The organism is Mesorhizobium sp. CA12, assembly GCF_020165255.1.
GTDB lineage: Bacteria > Pseudomonadota > Alphaproteobacteria > Rhizobiales > Rhizobiaceae > Mesorhizobium.
This window is the reverse complement of record NZ_JAIUHT010000006.1, coordinates 78946-96437: the sequence shown is the minus strand read 5'-3', so window position 1 is coordinate 96437 and position 17492 is coordinate 78946. Positions and strand designations below refer to the sequence as shown.

Annotated in this window: 13 protein-coding genes; 6 read left to right on the top strand and 7 right to left on the bottom strand. The window is 64.3% G+C overall.

Annotated features, from left to right (window positions below; all coding sequences use genetic code 11):
- Window positions 1-394 precede the first annotated feature (394 nt).
- The 6 genes from LB520_RS12355 to LB520_RS12330 form a co-directional block, all read right to left on the bottom strand.
- Window positions 395-2002 (bottom strand): FGGY-family carbohydrate kinase, encoded by a 1608-nt coding sequence (locus tag LB520_RS12355; protein ID WP_224637682.1) that lies wholly within the window; start codon window positions 2000-2002, stop codon window positions 395-397.
- Between the two features lie 145 nt (window positions 2003-2147).
- The gene (locus tag LB520_RS12350) at window positions 2148-2876 is read right to left on the bottom strand and encodes an SDR family oxidoreductase (protein ID WP_224637681.1); all 729 of its coding nucleotides are present in this window, start codon (window positions 2874-2876) and stop codon (window positions 2148-2150) included.
- A gap of 24 nt (window positions 2877-2900) precedes the next feature.
- A complete protein-coding gene (locus LB520_RS12345; RefSeq protein WP_095770168.1) occupies window positions 2901-4154 on the bottom strand; it encodes a sugar ABC transporter permease in 1254 nt (417 codons plus the stop codon).
- Window positions 4151-4987, bottom strand: coding sequence for an ATP-binding cassette domain-containing protein (locus tag LB520_RS12340; RefSeq protein ID WP_224637680.1), 837 nt, complete (start codon window positions 4985-4987; stop codon window positions 4151-4153). Before LB520_RS12340 ends, LB520_RS12345 begins: the two co-directional genes overlap by 4 nt.
- A gap of 67 nt (window positions 4988-5054) precedes the next feature.
- Entirely contained in the window at window positions 5055-6137 is a 1083-nt protein-coding gene (locus tag LB520_RS12335; RefSeq protein WP_140845838.1) for a sugar ABC transporter substrate-binding protein, read from the bottom strand.
- 318 nt (window positions 6138-6455) lie between these two features.
- Window positions 6456-7340: an AraC family transcriptional regulator gene (locus tag LB520_RS12330; RefSeq protein ID WP_095770174.1), complete on the bottom strand. Its 885-nt coding sequence runs from the start codon at window positions 7338-7340 to the stop codon at window positions 6456-6458.
- A gap of 249 nt (window positions 7341-7589) precedes the next feature.
- Between LB520_RS12330 and LB520_RS12325 the strand changes: the two genes are divergently transcribed.
- Window positions 7590-8753, top strand: coding sequence for a glycoside hydrolase family 25 protein (locus LB520_RS12325; protein WP_224637679.1), 1164 nt, complete (start codon window positions 7590-7592; stop codon window positions 8751-8753).
- 39 nt (window positions 8754-8792) lie between these two features.
- Here LB520_RS12325 and LB520_RS12320 read toward each other — a convergent pair whose 3' ends face one another.
- On the bottom strand, window positions 8793-9635 hold the full coding sequence (locus LB520_RS12320) for an AraC family transcriptional regulator (protein WP_263483707.1): 843 nt from the start codon (window positions 9633-9635) through the stop codon (window positions 8793-8795).
- A 246-nt stretch (window positions 9636-9881) separates the two neighbouring features.
- Here LB520_RS12320 and LB520_RS12315 point away from each other — a divergent pair, with 246 nt between their 5' ends.
- The 5 genes from LB520_RS12315 to LB520_RS12295 all read left to right on the top strand — a co-directional run bounded on the left by LB520_RS12315 (window position 9882) and on the right by LB520_RS12295 (window position 17488).
- Complete coding sequence (locus LB520_RS12315) at window positions 9882-11348, top strand: alpha-glucosidase/alpha-galactosidase (RefSeq protein WP_224637677.1); 1467 nt, start codon at window positions 9882-9884, stop codon at window positions 11346-11348.
- Between the two features lie 104 nt (window positions 11349-11452).
- Window positions 11453-13534 carry an ABC transporter substrate-binding protein gene (locus LB520_RS12310; protein ID WP_224637676.1) on the top strand — a complete coding sequence of 694 codons (2082 nt, stop codon included), beginning with the start codon at window positions 11453-11455 and terminating at the stop codon, window positions 13532-13534.
- Window positions 13535-13645: 111 nt separating this feature from the next.
- Window positions 13646-14653, top strand: coding sequence for an ABC transporter permease (locus LB520_RS12305; protein WP_224632457.1), 1008 nt, complete (start codon window positions 13646-13648; stop codon window positions 14651-14653).
- Window positions 14654-15808 carry an ABC transporter permease gene (locus LB520_RS12300; RefSeq protein WP_224526461.1) on the top strand — a complete coding sequence of 385 codons (1155 nt, stop codon included), beginning with the start codon at window positions 14654-14656 and terminating at the stop codon, window positions 15806-15808.
- A gap of 9 nt (window positions 15809-15817) precedes the next feature.
- Window positions 15818-17488 carry an ABC transporter ATP-binding protein gene (locus tag LB520_RS12295; RefSeq protein WP_224637675.1) on the top strand — a complete coding sequence of 557 codons (1671 nt, stop codon included), beginning with the start codon at window positions 15818-15820 and terminating at the stop codon, window positions 17486-17488.
- The last annotated feature ends 4 nt before the right edge of the window (window positions 17489-17492 follow it).

Below are 17492 nucleotides of genomic sequence, written 5' to 3'. Positions count from 1 at the left end.
TCGGAAAACCGCGTCCCACTTTTCCTGGATTACCAGCCGGATGTAATTCGGCGTAGAATTTTGAGTGGTAATTGCAACCTTGAGATTGGCCGTGGCCTTCGCGATTTCGTCATTCTATGGCGGAGCAAGGAGCGAAGCGACGCGCGCAGACCCTGGAATCATTCCGTTACTTTGAGGCGCTTCTACGGTGCAGAATTCTACTCCGCTGCATCCCACGGCCAAGGTCACGGAATGGATCCTCGGGTCTACGCGTCCGCTGCGCTCCCGCTCCGCCCGTGGATGACGAAGCTCGGACGCTGCGCTGATCTCCGGAGTCTGCGATTGCTTCGTTGGGGCAAGCGAACCTTCGCGCTTGGTCCAAGCGTCCGGAATCGCGCAGAAACAAAACGGTCTCTCAACGTATGCTGCGTCCCACCGCCTGCAGCGACAGGAAGGCTTCGTAACGTTTGTCGTGCCAAGCCCGCATTTCACCGGTCGCCGGGGTGAAAACATCGCCAAGCCGGGACATGGCAGGCATGGCGCTTGAAAGGTCCGCATACCGGCCGGCCGCGACAGCTCCGAGCATCGCAGCGCCCAGCAGCACCGGTTCGGGCGATTGCGACGCGGCGACCGCCAAGCCGGCGGCGTCGGCAAGCAGCTGGCGCACCAGCGGCGACTGCCCGGCGCCGCCGCTGATGACGATGGTGTCGACGGCAAGACCGGATGACGCCATCGCCGCCACGATCTGGCGCACGCCGTAGCCGAGGCCGCAAAGCCCGGCCACGTAAAGGCCGACGAGATTCTCGACGGAACGGTCGGTGCCAAGCCCGGCGATCAGGCCGCGCGCGTCTGGATCGGCCAGGGGCGAGCGATTGCCGAGGAATTCAGGAACGACATGGATGCTTCCCGCGAGCGTGGCGGCGGCCGACAGGTCGGGCGAGCCCGCCGTGGCGGCCGCGGCCAGCCAATCGACCAGCGATTTGCCTTCGGCAGCTGCACGCGCGGAGGCTTCGGCCTCGGCCGGGTGGAAATGCACCAGGAGATCGATGGCCGCTCCGGCCGCCGACTGGCCGCCTTCGCTCAGCCAGAGCCCGGGCACCATGGCGGAATAATAGGGTCCCCAGACCCCCGGAACGAAGGCCGGGCCTTCGCTGCTTGCCATGGTGCAGGCAGAGGTGCCGAGCACATAGGCCATGCGCGAGGCGATGGTGCCGACTTCGCCCGCGGCCCCCACGGTGCCGACGCCGCCGGCATGGGCGTCGATCAGCCCGGCAGCGACAACCGTGCCCGCGACCAGTCCCAGTTCAGCGGCCGCCGCTTCCGTCAGGCCGGCGCCCAGCGCCGTGCCGGGATCGACCACGTCGGTGCCGATGCGGGCAAAATCCTCGTCGGCAAGCTCGCCGAGCCCGACGGCCTGGAAATAGCTTTCGTCCCAGCGCCGTTCGTGGCCGAGATAGGTCCATTTGCAGGCGAGCGTGCAGACCGAGCGGGCAAGGCTGCCGGTGGCGCGCCAGGTCAGGTAATCGGCCAGGTCGAAGAAATGCCGCGCTTGGGCAAAGGTCCCCGGCAGGTTCTCCTTCAGCCACAAAAGCTTCGGCGTCTCCATCTCGGGCGAAATGACGCCGCCGACATAGTCGAGGACCGGGTGCCGGAGGGCGTTGATGCGCCTGGTCTGGTCGAGGGCGCGGTGGTCCATCCAGACGATGATGTTCCTGTCGCTATCTCCCGAGCGACCGACCGGCAAAGCCTCGCCATCATCGCCGACCACCACGAGGGAACAGGTAGCGTCGAAGCCGATGCCGCCGATTTCCCCGGGATCGACGCCCGATTTCCCGACCGCGTCGCGCACGCTGGCGCACACCGCCTGCCAGATGTCCCGGCTCGACTGCTCGGCGATCTCGCCGGGCTCGACGAAGAGCGCGATATCGCGCTTGGCGGAAGCGAGCAGCTCGCCGTGCTCGTCGAAGACGCCGGCACGCGCGCTGCCGGTGCCGACATCGATGCCGAGGAAGTGGGAAGGCATGGGGACCTCAAAGGTAGGGCAGTAGGCAGTAGGCAGTAGGCAGTAGGCAGTAGGCAGTAGGCAGTAGGCAGTAGGAGATGGTCCGTGTTGGATGGCCGGAGGCAACCGCCTCTTTCCTTATTCCCTACTGCCTAATTCCTATTGCCTACAAATCATTGCTCTGCGGCAGGATCACCAGATCCCGAATGGTGATGTTTCTCGGTCGCGTCAGCATGAACAGGACGGCGTCGGCGACTTCGGTGGGCTGCATCAGGCCACCGGCCGCCAGCTCGTCTTCGAGCTTCTGCTTCGGCCAATCGCTGATCAGCGCGGTCACCACCGGCCCAGGCGCCACGGCACCAACACGAAGGCCGTGCTTGGCGACCTGCCGGCGCAGCGTATGGACGAAGGCCTGGATGGCGTGCTTGGAGGCCGTGTAGACCGGCTCCCAGACGACGGGGACGAGACCCGCGATAGAGCTGGTGACGATGATGTCGCCGGTCTTGCGTTCGACCATATGCGGCAGCACCGCGTGCACCGAGCGGAACACCGAGTTGATGTTGAGGTTCAGCATGCGGTCCCAGGCATCCGGGTCGCCGTTGAGTATCTCGCCGCCCACATAGGAGCCGGCATTGGCGTGGAAGATGTCGAGCTGGCCGGCCTTGTCGAGGATGCCGGGCATCATGGTCGCCACGCTAGCCGGGCTGGTGAGGTCGACCACCAGCGGGATCGCGCCATCGCCGAGCTCGGCGACCACCTCCTTCAGCCTGTCCTCTGCGCGGTCGACCAGAACGACGCGGGCACCGGCGGCAAGCATCGCTCTGGCGCATTCGAGGCCAATGCCCGATGCCGCGCCGGTGACCGCGGCGACTTTTCCCGAAAGATTGTGAGCCATGTGTACCCTTCTCATTTGAACTGTTCAGGCGCGGCCGTGCGAAGCACGGGAGCGGCGCGCGAGGGAGTCGACGATCACGGCGATGGCCAGAACGGCACCGGTGATCATGTAACGAAGCGATGAGGACAGATCGAGCAGCGTCAGGCCGCTGGCGATCGACTGGATGACGATGATGCCGAGCAACGCGGAATAGGCGCTGCCGCGGCCGCCGAACAGGCTGGTGCCGCCGATGACCGCAGCCGCGATCGCGTTCAGGTTGACGTCGCCGGTGCCGGCCTGCTGGCTGGCGGAGGCGAGCCTGGCAGCCGCCAGCACGCCGCCCAGCGCGGCGAAGAGCGAGCAGAGCGCGAAGGCGCTGAGATAGATGGCGCGCACCTTGATGCCGGCACGGCGCGCCGCCTCGCGGTTGCCGCCGACGGCGGTCATCGAGCGCCCCCATTTGGTCCGGGTCAGCGCATAGTTCATCGCCACGACGAGGCCGACGAAGAGGCCGAACATCCACGGGATGCCGCGCGACTGGTTGAGATAGGCGACGATCAGCTCGAGGCCGACGGTAATGACGGCGACGCGCACGACGAGTCCGGTCACGGATGGTGCCGACAGGTTGGCCGCCCGGCGGCGCGCGAAGGTGCGAAGCCCGGAGATCAGCAGCGCCAGGCCCGGGATCGCTGCCAGCGTGTACGATACCCATTTCGGCATCACCATCAGCTGGCCGAAATCCACCAAAGCGGAGCCGTATGGCAGGTTGATCGAGCCGGTGGAGCCGAGAATGTAGAGCTGCATGCCCAGCACCGCGAGCAAGCCGGCCAGCGTCGAAACGAAGCTCGGCATGCCTAGACGGTTGAACAGCAGGGCATAGAGCGAGCCGATCAGGGCACCGAAGGCCAACGCCGCGAGAATGGCGAGCGCGACCGGCCATCCCTGGTTGACCCAGAGCGTACCGACCATCGCTGAGGCGAAGCCGCTGATCGAGCCGACGGAGAGGTCGATCTCGCCGACCATCAGCACGCAGACGATGCCGAGCGCGATGACGCCGACCGTCGAGCAGTCGAACAGGAGGTTGACCAGATTGCTGCTGGAAACGAACACGGGATTGAGGCTGGTGAATACGGTCCAGATGACCACCAGGCCGACGATGACCGGCAGGGAGCCGAGATCGCCGCTACGCACGCGGTCGAGGAAGGCGCGGAGCGCGCCGCCGAAGCCGGCTTCATGCTTCACTCGCGCATCGGCGCGGTCGAGGGCCATCGGGGCGGAGGTGCTTTTCTCTGCCGTCATGGGCGTTGCTCCCCCGCCTGTGCGCTGCCGCTGTGATCGCGCTCCATGCGCAGGCGCTCGACGCGGCGCGACACCGCGTTGTTGGACGCGCCGGTGATAGCGCTCACCAGATCCTGGTTCGAGGCGTCGGGCTCGAAGACGCCGTTGTTGCGCCCCAGCCGCAGCACCACGATGCGGTCGGCGACGGCGCGGACATCTTCCATGTTGTGGCTGATCATCACGACGCCGAGGCCGCGCGCGCGGACGCGGTCGATCAGGTTGAGCACCTCCGCCGTCTGGGCGACGCCAAGCGCCGCGGTCGGCTCGTCGAGCAGGATGAGTTTCGGCTCGAGCAGCAGCGAGCGCGCGATGGCGACCGTCTGGCGCTGGCCGCCGGACAGCGAGACGACCGCCTCGCGCACGCTCGGGATGCGCGCCGACAATTCGTTGAGCAGCGTCCAGGCGCGCATCTCCATCGCCACCTCGTCCAGCCGCAGCGGGCTGAGCTCGTTGCCCAGGAAAATATTGGCGACCACATCGAGGTTTTCGCAGAGCGCCAGATCCTGGAACACGGTTGCGATGCCAAGCGTCAGCGCCGCGCGCGGATCGGGCAGCGTGACCGGCTTGCCGCGGAAATTGATCGTTCCCGCGCTCGGCTGGTGCACGCCGGCGAGGATCTTGACAAGCGTCGACTTGCCCGCGCCGTTGTCGCCGACCAGGGCTACAACTTCGCCGGCATGGACATCGAAATCGATATCGGTCAGCGCCGAAACGGCGCCGAAATTCTTCGATATGCCGCGCAGGCTGAGCACCAGCTCGCCGACGGAAGCCGACTCTTCAAGACTCTCACTCATGCGCCGCCTTTCTGACTGTCGTTCCCTGGGCATCCGGCCGCCAAGTAGCGGCCGGATGCCATATGGATCACTTCGTGATGCCGAGCTTCTTGCAGCCCTCGGCATAGCGATCGACGCAGAGTTCGGCCGCCGTGTTGATCTTCTTGTCGATGATCTCGGCCTTGAGGTTCTCCTGCGTCACCACCGCCGGCGTGAACAGCTGCGAGGGCGTGTCGTAGAGCGTCATCTCTGCCTTCGGCTTCTCGCCCGACAACAGCTTGACGGCCACGTTGGCCGCGGCCGCCGCAACGATCTCGCTCGGCTTGGAGATGGTGTTGTACTGGTCGCCGGCAATGATCAGCTGAAGAGCCGCGATGGTCGCGTCGTTGCCGGTCACCGGCGGAACCGGATCGACGCCTGCTGCCTTGAAAGCGGCGATCGCGCCGCCGCCAGTGCCGTCATTGGCCGCGACGACGCCGAGGATCTTGGTGCCGAAGCGGGTGATCTGGCCGCTCGCCCATTGCTGCGCCTTCGGCGGCGCCCATTCCGGCGTGTCGAACTCGGCCAGGATCGGATAGCCGCTGTTGTCGAGGCCTTCGTGGATGCCCTTCTTGATCAGGCCGGCGGCAGCGTCGGTCGGCGAGCCGTTGATCTGCAGCAGGCCGCCGCCGGCCGGGTCGACCTTCAGAGCCTTGAGGTGCTCGATCAGCGAGTCGGCGATGGCCTTGCCGATGCCTTCATTGTTGAAGGAGACGTAGAAATCGGCGGGCGCCGTCGGGATGGGCCGGTCATAGGCGATCACCTTGACGCCCTGGCTCTGGGCGAGCTTGACCAGCGAGGCGGCGGCGGTCGAATCGACCGGGTCGAGCACGATGGCCTTAGCGCCCTGCGAGATCACCGAATTGAACTGCTGCTGCTGGCGCGCAGCATCGGCGTCGGCGTTCTGGTAGATCACCTTGCAGCCCGGGCAGAGCTTCTTCATCTCGGCGACGAAGCCGGGATAGTCGTGCTGCTCGTAGCGGGTCGACGCCTGGTCGGGCATCAGGAAGGCAACCGTGGCATCGGTTACCGTGTCGGCGAAGGCCGCGGTGCTGCCGAGCAGCGAGACCGCGAAAACGGCCGCGATCGTCGATTTAAAGGCAAACGGCGATTTCCAAGCATGTCTGGTCATTCGAATGTCTCCGTTTCGAGAAATGGTTTCACGAGGACCTGCGCGGTGGACCACGCGCCAGGCCTTGACTGCATGTCGAACTGTTGGGAGGAGTATTGTCAGTGGCCGAGGATCGATCCGATCCCGGTAAACTCTACAAGCATCCTCCTGAACGTGCTGGATTCGAAACAAACGATCTCCAGCACAGGGTGCTCCGCACCCCGCGTCCTTCCTTCCCTGAATCTTTTGTTGTTTGACCAATTGCGGACGGAGGCTACGGCAAGCTCGCCGCGTTCAACCGCTTCGCAATTGCTCTAGGCTCCTCCCGCTTCCTCCCTGTTAGGCGGCTATCTCCGCGTTGATATTCTCAGCCAACAAGGCCCTGAAGCGCGAAGGCGACATGCCTTTCTGCGCCAGGAACTGACGGTTGAAATTCGAGATGTTGTTGTAGCCGGCGGCGTAGCAGATTTCGGTGATCGACATCTGGTCCTCGCTCATCAGCAGCTGACAGGCAAGGTTGATGCGCAGGCGATTGACATACTGCACCAGTGCCATTCCGGTGTGCCGGCGGAAGCTGCGCGAGAAGGCGCTCGGGCTGCGCCCGGCGATCTCGGCAAGCGTCCCTTCGCTGAAAGGCTCGGTCAGGTGGCAGTTGATATAGGCGAGCGCCTGATTGATGCCGGCCGACATGAACCCGGAGGGATCAGGGAGATAGCCGGCGCTAGCCAAAGTGCGGACGTCGCCGGCGCGGTTCAATATATCGAGCACGGCCATGAACAGCGACAGGCGGCGCACGCCTTGCGCCTCCACCAGTTCGGCCAGCAAGGGCGCGCAGAGCTCAGCCGTCGCCGCCGAGAACAGCGCGCCGCGGCGGCTGGTTTCGAGGATGCCGGCGCAGGCGGCAAGTTCGGGCAGCGCGGCGGAGGCACCAGCGATGAATTCTTCCGAGAATTGAACGACGCGGCCACGCAGCGGCACGGTCTCGCCCGGCGGCACGTCGCTGACCCAGTTGTGCGGCAAATTGGGCCCGGTGAGCACCAGATTGCCCGGCTCGAACTCGCCGATGAAGTCGCCGACGAAATAGCGGCCGGTGGTGGCGACGACCAGATGCAGCTCGTATTCAGGATGGAAGTGCCAGCGCACGGTGCGGAAAGGATAGCCGTGGGCCCAGGCCTTGAACGACTCTCCCTGTCTGATCTGGACGACTTCCAGGTCCGGATTCATCTTCATTTCCTCCCCGCGCGGGTCCGGTCTTGGGACCGGTTGCTGCGCTTCGTCAGGCAGGCCTGTGTATTCCCACTGGCCGCCGTGATTGAAGCTTAGGCGGCAATTGAAACGCCTGCCACCACGGCTTGTCCACCCGACCGATACTTTTTTGACGTTTCGGAGCAGGTCGAAGCAGCCGATGTTTTGAAAGCACTTCCTTAACCATAGCGGTTCAGGATCGTTCCCTGGTCAGTGGGGACACCCTGATTGAAAAAGCCGGCGCGCCCTCTTCGCCGCCTGGCGCTTCTCGCGGCGGCGATTGCGCTGGGCACGGCGGCAAAGGCCTCGGATTTCTCCGAGCCGTGGAAGAATGCCGACCGGCCGCTGGTGATCGACGCCTATGAATACAATTCGATCGACTGGCAGCAGCTGGTCACCGACAAGCGTGTCGCCGGCTTCATCAACAAGGCGTCCGACGGGCTGCCGCCGCCCTATTTCTGCTTCGGCGCCGAAGCCGACGTCAAACTCTGCAAGGCGCAATGGAAGCGTTATGCGGTGACGCGCGAATTGTTCCAGACGCGCAAGGTGGTGGCCAAGGCGCTCGGCTTGAAATGGGGCGCCTATCACCTGGCGCGGCCCGGCAACCCGGTCGAGCAGGCCAATAATTTCATCGATTTCGCCGAGCCGGCGCCCGACGAGCTGATGGCCCTCGACATCGAAGGCATCGATGCAACGCAATGGATGTCGCTGGAGGACGCGGAAGAATTCGTGCGCCAGGTGCATCGCCGCCTCGGCCGCTTCCCGGTGCTCTATGCCAACGGCAAGACCGCCCAGTATATCGCCGACAACCGCTACCAATATCGGCTCCTGTCGCGGCTGCCGCTCTGGTATGCGCGCTACAAGCCGGATATCGACGTGCATTTCCCGATGGGCAACTGGCAGGGCTATGCGCTCTGGCAATTCGCCGCGCACACCAATTGCGGCCGCTTCCGTTGCCCCTACCGCGTGCCCGGCACGCCCAACGACATCGACGTCAGCGTCGCGCCGATGAGCGCCGACGAATTGCGCCGGCAATGGGCTTTTGGCGGCCTGCTCGACGTGCCGGCCGACTACCTCGCCTCGATCCCGGTGCCGATTTCGCGTGAGATGGCGCTGGCCGGCAAGGTGACGATCACCTATGCCGACGTGGCGGCGCCGCCGACCTTCGAGGAGATGGTGGCGGTGCTCGGTGCGCGCTGGGAGACATTCCGCGACGGATTCCGCATGCCGGTGGTGAAGACGGTGCCGCGGCGCGCCGGCTTCGGCATCGCGCAATATGTCGCCTGGAAACGCTCCGGACAGCGCACGCCCGAGCAGATCGACGCGGCCTTCGCCGCTGCCGCCGATCCGGTCAGCACCGCCTCAACGGCGCTCGACAGCGCCAAGCGCTGACTTCTTCCAAGAGCCGACTTCTTCCAGGAGCCGAGGACATCAACGATGGCTGCCCAGGCTGGCATACATGCCGGTGGTGCGAAACTGCGTCGGATTGATGCCGTAACAGCGGCGAAAGACCTTGGAGAAGTAGTTCGCGTCCTCGAAGCCGCACAGCACAGCGACTTCCTTGACCGGCAGGAAATCGGCGTTGGTCAGGAGTTTCGCCGCGCGTTGCAGGCGCTGCTGCAGCACGAATTCGGCCGGCGGCAATCCTTCGCTCTCGGCGAAGCAGCGCGAGAAATGGGCGCGGCTCAAGCCACTGATCTGAACCAGCTCCGCCACCGGCAGCGGCTTGTCGAGATTGGCGTTGATGTGGTCGATGACAGGCTGCATGGCGCTTTGCTTCTCGGCGAAGGCGTGCGAGCCGAAGACGTCGTCATAAAGCGCCATTGCCGCCTCATAGGCGATCGCCGAGGCCGCGCCTGGCGAAGCGGCGCCCTTGATCAGCCGCAGGCTGCAATCGGCAAGGTGATCGATGGTGGCCGGCTGCAGCCGCAGCACCGGGCCCGAGACGCTGAGGATGGACTTGTGGATGCGCAGCGCCTCCTCGCCGTTCATCGAGATCCAGAAATATTCCCAGCGGTCGCCCTTGGCCAACCAGTAGCGATGATTGTGCGGCACCAGAACCAGCAGCGTGTCGTTCGCCTGCAGGCGGTAATTGCGGCTCTCGTAGCGCAATTGGCCGGTGCCGCTGATCGTATGCTGGAGCACGGTGAACGGGGTCTGGCCGCGCTTTCGCCCGTCCCAGTCGTAGGTCTCGTCCTCGCGCAGTTCGTAGCCGGTGCTGGTCGGCATGGCGTGCAGGCGCTGGCGGCCGCGCGGCAGCGAGATCGTCCGCATCAGCTTTCCGTTGGCGATCAGGTCCCGCAGCACAAAATTACCCTCGAAAGCATAATCCTTCTCTGGCCCCGTCGGCGAATAAGCGCATAATCCGGCCCTCAAGAACGCGAAAGACCCGCGGTCGAGGAGCGGGCGGGAGGAGAAAGAGCCGGATTTCCGGCTTTGGATGGCATGCGCGCTGTTGCACGCGGCCATGTTCTCTCCTTTGCTCCTTGCCTAGCATTCGATTGGATCGAGGTGAAGGTGATGAGTTTCAAAATCGCTATTATCGGCGCCGGCAGCGTCGGCTTCACCAAGAAGCTGTTCACCGACATCCTATGCGTGCCGGAGTTCGAGGATATCGAATTCGCGCTGACCGATGTCAGCGAGCACAATCTGGCGATGATCAAGGCGATCCTCGACAGGATCGTCGAGGCGAACAAGTTGCCGACCAAGGTGACGGCGACCACCAACCGCCGCGAGGCGCTGGAGGGCGCGCGCTATATCATCAGCTGCGTGCGCGTCGGCGGGCTCGAAGCCTATGCCGACGACATCCGCATCCCGCTGAAATACGGCATCGACCAATGCGTCGGCGACACGATCTGCGCCGGCGGCATCCTCTACGGCCAGCGCAACATTCCGGTGATCCTCGACTTCTGCCGGGACATCCGCGAGGTCGCCGCCACCGGCGCCAAGTTCCTCAACTACGCCAACCCGATGGCGATGAACACCTGGGCCGCGATCGAATACGGCAAGGTCGACACGGTCGGCCTCTGCCACGGCGTTCAGCATGGCGCCGAGCAGATTGCCCAGGTGCTCGGCGCGAAGTCACCCAAGGAGCTCGACTATGTCTGTTCCGGCATCAACCACCAGACCTGGTTCATCGAGCTCAAGCTGAACGGCCGGTCGATCGGCAAGGACGAATTGATCTCCGCCTTCGAGGCGCATCCGGTCTATTCGAAGCAGGAAAAGCTGCGCATCGACGTGCTGAAGCGTTTTGGGGTCTATTCGACCGAAAGCAACGGCCATCTGTCGGAATATCTGCCCTGGTATCGCAAGCGTCCCGACGAGATCGCGCGCTGGATCGATATGTCGGACTGGATCCATGGCGAGACGGGCGGCTACCTGCGCTACTCGACCGAAACCCGCAACTGGTTCGAGACGGAATATCCGCAATTTCTCGAAGCGGCCTCGAAACCGATCGACCCGGCAAAACGCTCGAACGAACACGCCAGCCACATTCTCGAGGCGCTTGAGACCAATCGCGTCTATCGCGGCCATTTCAACGTCAAGAACAACGGCGTGATCACCAACCTGCCGCAGGATGCCATCATCGAATCGCCCGGCTTCGTCGACCGCTTCGGCATCAACATGGCCGCCGGCATCACGCTGCCGGAAGCCTGCGCGGCCACCTGCATGGCTTCGATCAACGTCCAGCGCATGTCGGTGCATGCCGCGATCGCCGGCGACATCGACCTGTTGAAGCTTGCCGTGCTGCACGATCCGCTGGTCGGAGCCGTGTCGACGCCGGAAGAGGTCTGGCAGATGGTGGACGAGATGGTCGTCGCGCAGGCTCAATGGCTGCCGCAATATGCGCATGCCGTTCCGGCCGCCAAGGAGCGGCTTTCGAAATCCAAGGTCAAGACGCGTGAATGGGCAGGCGCGGCGCGGCGCAGCGTGCGCTCGATCGAGGAATTGCGCGCCGAGAAGGCGGCGCTGAAACAGGCCGGCTGAGACTGGGACAAGCAGCCGGACCTGCAGGAGGCAGGTCCCGTCGGAATGAGCCGTCCCGAACAAGAGGCGGGCAACAGCAGACATCCAACATCTGGGAGGAGACTATGAGCAACCTGCATAGAATTGGCATCGCCGCCGGGCTGATGCTGAGCGTTTCAGTCCATGCACTCAACGCTTTCGCGTCCGAACCGACCGTGCCGCCCCAGCCGGCGACATTCCCGGCCGAAGGCAAGATCCACTATGTGGCGCGCGACTCCATCCTGGAGTTCAAGGCGCTGCCCGAATATCACGAGCCGGACTGGGTAACGGAGAAATACGTCAAGACCGGCAAGTTGCCGCCGGTCAAGGACAGACTGCCCAAGGAGCCGCTGGTCTTCAAGACCGGCAACATGCCCGACGGCATCGGCGTCTATGGCGACACGATGCGCCACGTCATCGGCGGCAGGCCGGAAGGCTGGAACTACGGCGCCGGCCAGACGCAAGGCTGGGGCGGCATCGATATCGGCTTGTCCGAATGCCTGACGCGCACGGCGCCGCTGTTCCAGGTCGAGGCCAAGGACACCGAGCCGCTTCCGAACCTCGCCAAGAGCTGGGACTGGTCGAGTGACGGCCACAAGCTCACCATGCATCTGATCGAAGGCGCCAAATGGTCGGACGGCGCGCCCTTCAACGCCGACGACGTCATGTTCTACTGGGATGACGAGGTCGTCGATCCCAATGTCTCGCCGCTGAACGGCGCCACGCCCGAAACTTTCGGCGTCGGCACGACGCTGAAGAAGGTCGACGACTACACCGTCGAGTGGACCTTCAAGGAGGCGTTCCCGCGGCAATATCTCTATGCGATGGCCTACGGCACCTTCTGTCCCGGCCCTTCGCATATCCTGAAGCCGCAGCATCCGAAATATTCGAAGAACACCTACGATCAGTTCAAGAACGCCTTCCCGCCGGATTATATGAACATGCCGGTGATGGGCGCCTGGGTGCCGGTCGAATACCGGCCGGACGATATCATCGTCTTGCGGCGCAACCCCTACTATTGGAAGGTCGACGAAAAGGGCAACCAGCTGCCCTACCTCAACGAGCTGCAATACAAGCTGTCGACCTGGGCCGACCGCGACGTCCAGGCGGTGGCGGGCTCCGGCGATTTCTCGAACCTTGAGCAGCCCGAGAATTTCGTCGCCTCGCTGAAGCGCGCGGCCGACCCGAACGCGCCGGCCCGGCTTGCCTTCGGCCCGCGCCTCATCGGCTACAATCTGCGCATGAATTTCTCCGCCAATGGCTGGGGCAACCCGGACGAACGCGGCCAGGCGCTGCGCGAATTGAACCGCAACGAGGACTTCCGCAAGGCGGTGACCATGGCGCTCGACCGCAAGGCGCTGGGCGACTCGCTGGTCAAGGGTCCGTTTACCGCCATCTATCCGGGCGGCTTCTCGTCGGGCACCAGCTTCTATGACCGCAAGTCGACGGTCTACTATCCGTTCGATCTCAAAGGCGCCAAGGCCGAGCTTGCCAAGGCCGGGCTGAAGGACACCGACGGCGACGGCATCGTGAACTTCCCGGCCGGCACCGCGGGCGGCAAGAATGTCGAGATCGTGATGCTGGTCAACAACGACTACACCACCGACAAGAGCCTCGCCGAAGGCGTCGTCGCGCAGATGGAAAAGCTCGGGCTGAGGGTCGTCCTCAACGGGGTCAACGGAACGCAGCGCGACGCCATCCAATATTCCGGCCGCTTCGACTGGCTGATCCGGCGCAACGAGACCGAGCTGACCTCGGTGGTGCAGAACACCGAGCAACTTGCTCCCGTCGGTCCGAAGACCAGCTGGAATCATCGCGCGCCGGAAAGCGGCGAAGTCGACCTGATGCCCTTCGAGAAGGACCTCGTGGACATCGTCAACAAGTTCGTGACGACGCAGGACAACGATCAGCGTGCCGACCTGATGCGAAAGTTCCAGAAGATATCGACCGAGCATGTCTACAATGTCGGGCTGACCGAGTATCCGGGCGCGCTCATCATCAACAAGCGCTTCTCCAACATCCCGCAAGGCACGCCGATCTACATGTTCAACTGGGCCGAGGATTCGATCGTCCGCGAACGTGTCTTCGTCGCCGCCGACAAGCAGGCGAAGCACGAATTGTATCCGGAGGAGCTTCCCGGCAAACCGGGTGACAAGGGTCCGATGTAAGGTTTACCTCCCCTGACGAAAAGACGTCCGGCCGCGCCGCGGCGCGGCCGGACAACGAAACCTCCGAACGCACCTCAGGGAGCGACCGGCCAGAAAGGAAGCTGACCGCCCATGCTGCGATTCCTGCTTATGCGCATAGCGTCGGCGCTTCCCGTCCTCGCCATCTTGAGCCTCGTCACCTTCGCCATCATCCAGGCGCCGCCCGGCGACTATGCGGATTACATCCGCTCGCAGCTGATCAACCAGGGTGGCGCTTCCTACGCCGAGGCTGAAGCGCAAGCCCAGGCCTACCGCGTCGAGCATGGCCTCGATAGGCCGCTGCCCATCCAGTACCTCAACTGGATCGGCGGCATCGTCACCCGCGGCGATTTCGGCTACAGCCTCTACTACAACAAGCCCGTGGCCGATGTGGTGGGCGAGCGCCTGCCGCGCACCTTGCTTCTGGCGCTGGTCTGCCATCTGCTCGCCTCGGTGCTTGGCATCACCTTCGGCATATGGGCGGCAACGCGTCAGTACAGCTGGATCGATTCGACACTTTCGGCGATCTCGTTCCTCGGCATGACGGTGCCGCGCTTCCTGATGGCGCTGATCATCGTCTACCTCTTGGTCTTCCAGTTCAACGTCTCCGAGATCGGCTCGTTCTTCTCGCCGCAATATGGCGGCGCGCCCTGGTCATGGGCGAAGTTCGTCGACCTGGTCAAACACGTCTGGCCGGTTGTGGCGATCGCGACCTTCGGCGGCCTCGCCTACAATATGCGCGTCATGCGCGGCAATCTGCTCGACACGCTCAACGCGCAATATGTCGAGACGGCCAAGGCCAAGGGCCTGACCGGCGGCGCCGTCGTCATGCGGCATGCCGTGCCCAACGCGCTGCATCCGCTGGTGATGTATCAGGGCGTGGTGCTGCCCTATATGCTCACCGGCGAGATCGAGACGGCAATCATCTTCGCGCTGCCCACTGTCGGCCCGGCGATCGTCGGCTCGATGGCGGTTGGCGACGTCTATGTCACGGCGACCTTCATGATGGTGCTGTCGGCGACGCTGATCGTCGGCAACATCATCGCCGACATGCTGCTAGTCCTGCTCGACCCGCGCATCCGCCAGTTCGGGGAGCGCTAGATGCTGGCCCGCGATCCCTTACCCCCGCCCCCATCCCTTACGCCCTTGCCGGCCGAAAGCGTCCCGGTGGCCGAAGCCGCGCATGGCAATGAGAGCTACATCGCGCTTGTCTGGCGCCGGCTGAAGCGTTCGTGGACCGGCATGGCCGGGCTTTGCCTGGTCGCGCTCTTGCTTGTCATGGCGGTGTTCGCCGAATTCCTGGCGCCGATGGACCCCAAGGCGACCGACGTCGCCTTCGCGCCGCCGCAACTGCCCGCCTTCCACGACAAGGACGGCAATTTCGTCGCGCGGCCGCGGGTCTATGCGCTGGCCGATTCGGCCGATCTCGATCCGGTCACCTTCCAGCCGATCGTCGGCCCCGACTACGACCATCCAAGGCTGCTCGGCTTCTTCGTCGAAGGCGCGCCCTACAAGCTTCTCGGTCTCATTCCGGCGAACCGGCATTTCTTCGCCTCGATGGACGGCCAGCCGGTGCATTTCCTCGGCACCGACAAGTTCGGCCGCGATGTGCTGTCGCGCGCCATCCACGGCTCGCGCGTGTCGCTGATGATCGCGCTGACGGTGGTCTTCATCATCACGGTCATCGGCACCAGCGTCGGCATGATCTCCGGCTATTTCGGCGGCAAGTTCGATGTCTGGATGCAGCGCTTCGTCGAGCTTGTGCTCGCCTTCCCGCAATTGCCGCTTTATCTGGCGCTGACGACGCTGATCCCGGTCACCGCGCCGACCAACGTCTTCCTCGCCTTCGTCATCATCGTCATGTCGGCGCTGGGCTGGGCGCAGATGTCGCGCGAGGTGCGCGGCAAGACGCTGGCGCTGGCGCGGATCGACTATGTGCGCGCCGCCATGGCGGTCGGTGCCACCGACCGGCGCATCATCATGCAGCACATCTTCCCCAATGTGATGAGCCATGTGATCGTCGCCGTGACGCTGGCGATCCCGACTGTGGTGCTGCTCGAATCCTTCCTCGGTTTCCTCGGCTTCGCGGTGAAGCCGCCGCTGATCTCCTGGGGCCTGATGCTGCAGGACACCGCGACCTATTCGGTCATCGGCACCTATCCGTGGATCCTGTCGCCGGTCGGCTTCGTGCTGATCACCGTCTTTGCCTTCAACGCGCTGGGCGACGGCCTGCGCGATGCCGTCGATCCTTATTGAGGTGGCCGGATGACGACGATCGCGCTCGCAGACTCCCTCGCGCCGGCCGTCCGGTTCGACCATGGCGGACGCCATGACCAACCCGTCATCGACGCCCGCAACATCGAGGTCGCCTTCAAGGTCGAGCACGGCACCGTCGAGGCGGTCAAGGACGTCTCCTTCCAGATCTATCGCGGCGAGACGATCGCGATCGTGGGCGAGTCCGGCTCCGGCAAGTCGGTGACGGCGCGCACCGTCATGGGGCTGCTGTCCAGGCGGGCAACCGTCTCGCCGCGATCAAGCGTCGAATATCTCGGGCAGAACATCCTGAAATTCCCCGAGAGCGCCCGGCGCAAGCTGCGCGGCAACCGCATCTCGATGATCTTCCAGGAGCCGATGAGCTCGCTCAACCCGATCTATACGGTCGGCAGCCAGATCGTCGAGGCAATCCGGGTGCATCGCAAAGTCGGGCGCAGACAAGCCTGGGCGCGCGCGCTCGAGCTGCTACGGCATGTCCAGATCCCCGAGCCGGAGGCGCGGCTGAAGCAATATCCGCATCAGCTGTCGGGCGGTCAGCGGCAGCGGGTGATGATCGCCATGGCCTTGGCCAACGAGCCCGACGTTCTGATCGCCGACGAGCCGACCACGGCGCTCGACGTCACCGTGCAGGCGCAGATCCTGAACCTGATCCGCAACCTGCAGAAGGAACTGCGGATGGCGGTGATCCTGATCACCCACGATCTCACCGTGGTGCGCAAGTTCTCCGACTACGTCTATGTCATGCAGCATGGCGAAATGCGCGAGCACAACGTCACCGAGCGGCTGTTCGCCGATCCGCGGCACCCTTACACGCAGCGGCTGCTCGCCTCCGAGCCGCGCGGCCGTCCGCAGCCGCTGCCGGAGGGCAGCGGCACCATCCTCGAGGCGAACGGCGTGCGCGTCTGCTTCATGCTGCGCCACGGCTCGTTCCTCAAGCCGGACTGGCGCGAGCTGGTCGCGGTCGATGATCTTGACCTGAAGCTTTGCCGTCACGAGACGCTGGGACTGGTCGGCGAATCCGGTTCCGGCAAGACCAGCTTCGGCCAGGCACTGATCAGGCTGGCCGACGCCAAGCGCGGCGAGATCCGCTTCGACGGCCAGCCAATCCAGAACTTCTCACGCACCGAGATGCGGCCGCTGCGCTCGCGCATGCAGGTCGTTTTCCAGGATCCGTTCTCCTCGCTCAACCCGCGCATGACGATCGGCCAGATCATCGAGGAAGGCCTGGTCGTCAACAGGCTGGGCGCGACGCGGCGCGAGCGGAACGAGCGGGTGCGCGAGGCGCTGGTCAGCGCCGGCATGCCCGGCAATATCCTGTCGCGCTTCCCGCACGAGTTCTCCGGCGGCCAGCGACAGCGCATCGCGATCGCGCGCGCCATCGCGCTGGAGCCCGAATTCATCCTGCTCGACGAGCCGACCTCGGCGCTCGACCTTTCGGTGCAGGCGCAGATCATCGACCTGTTGCGCAAGCTGCAGGACGAGCGCGGCCTGAGCTATCTGTTCATCTCGCACGACCTCAAGGTGGTGCGGGCGCTCTGCCACCGCGTCATCGTCATGCAGCACGGCAAGATCGTCGAGCAGGGACCTGTCGACGAGGTCCTTTCCAATCCCAAGACCGCCTACACCGAACGGCTCGTCAGGGCCGCTTTCGACGTGGCTTAGAAGT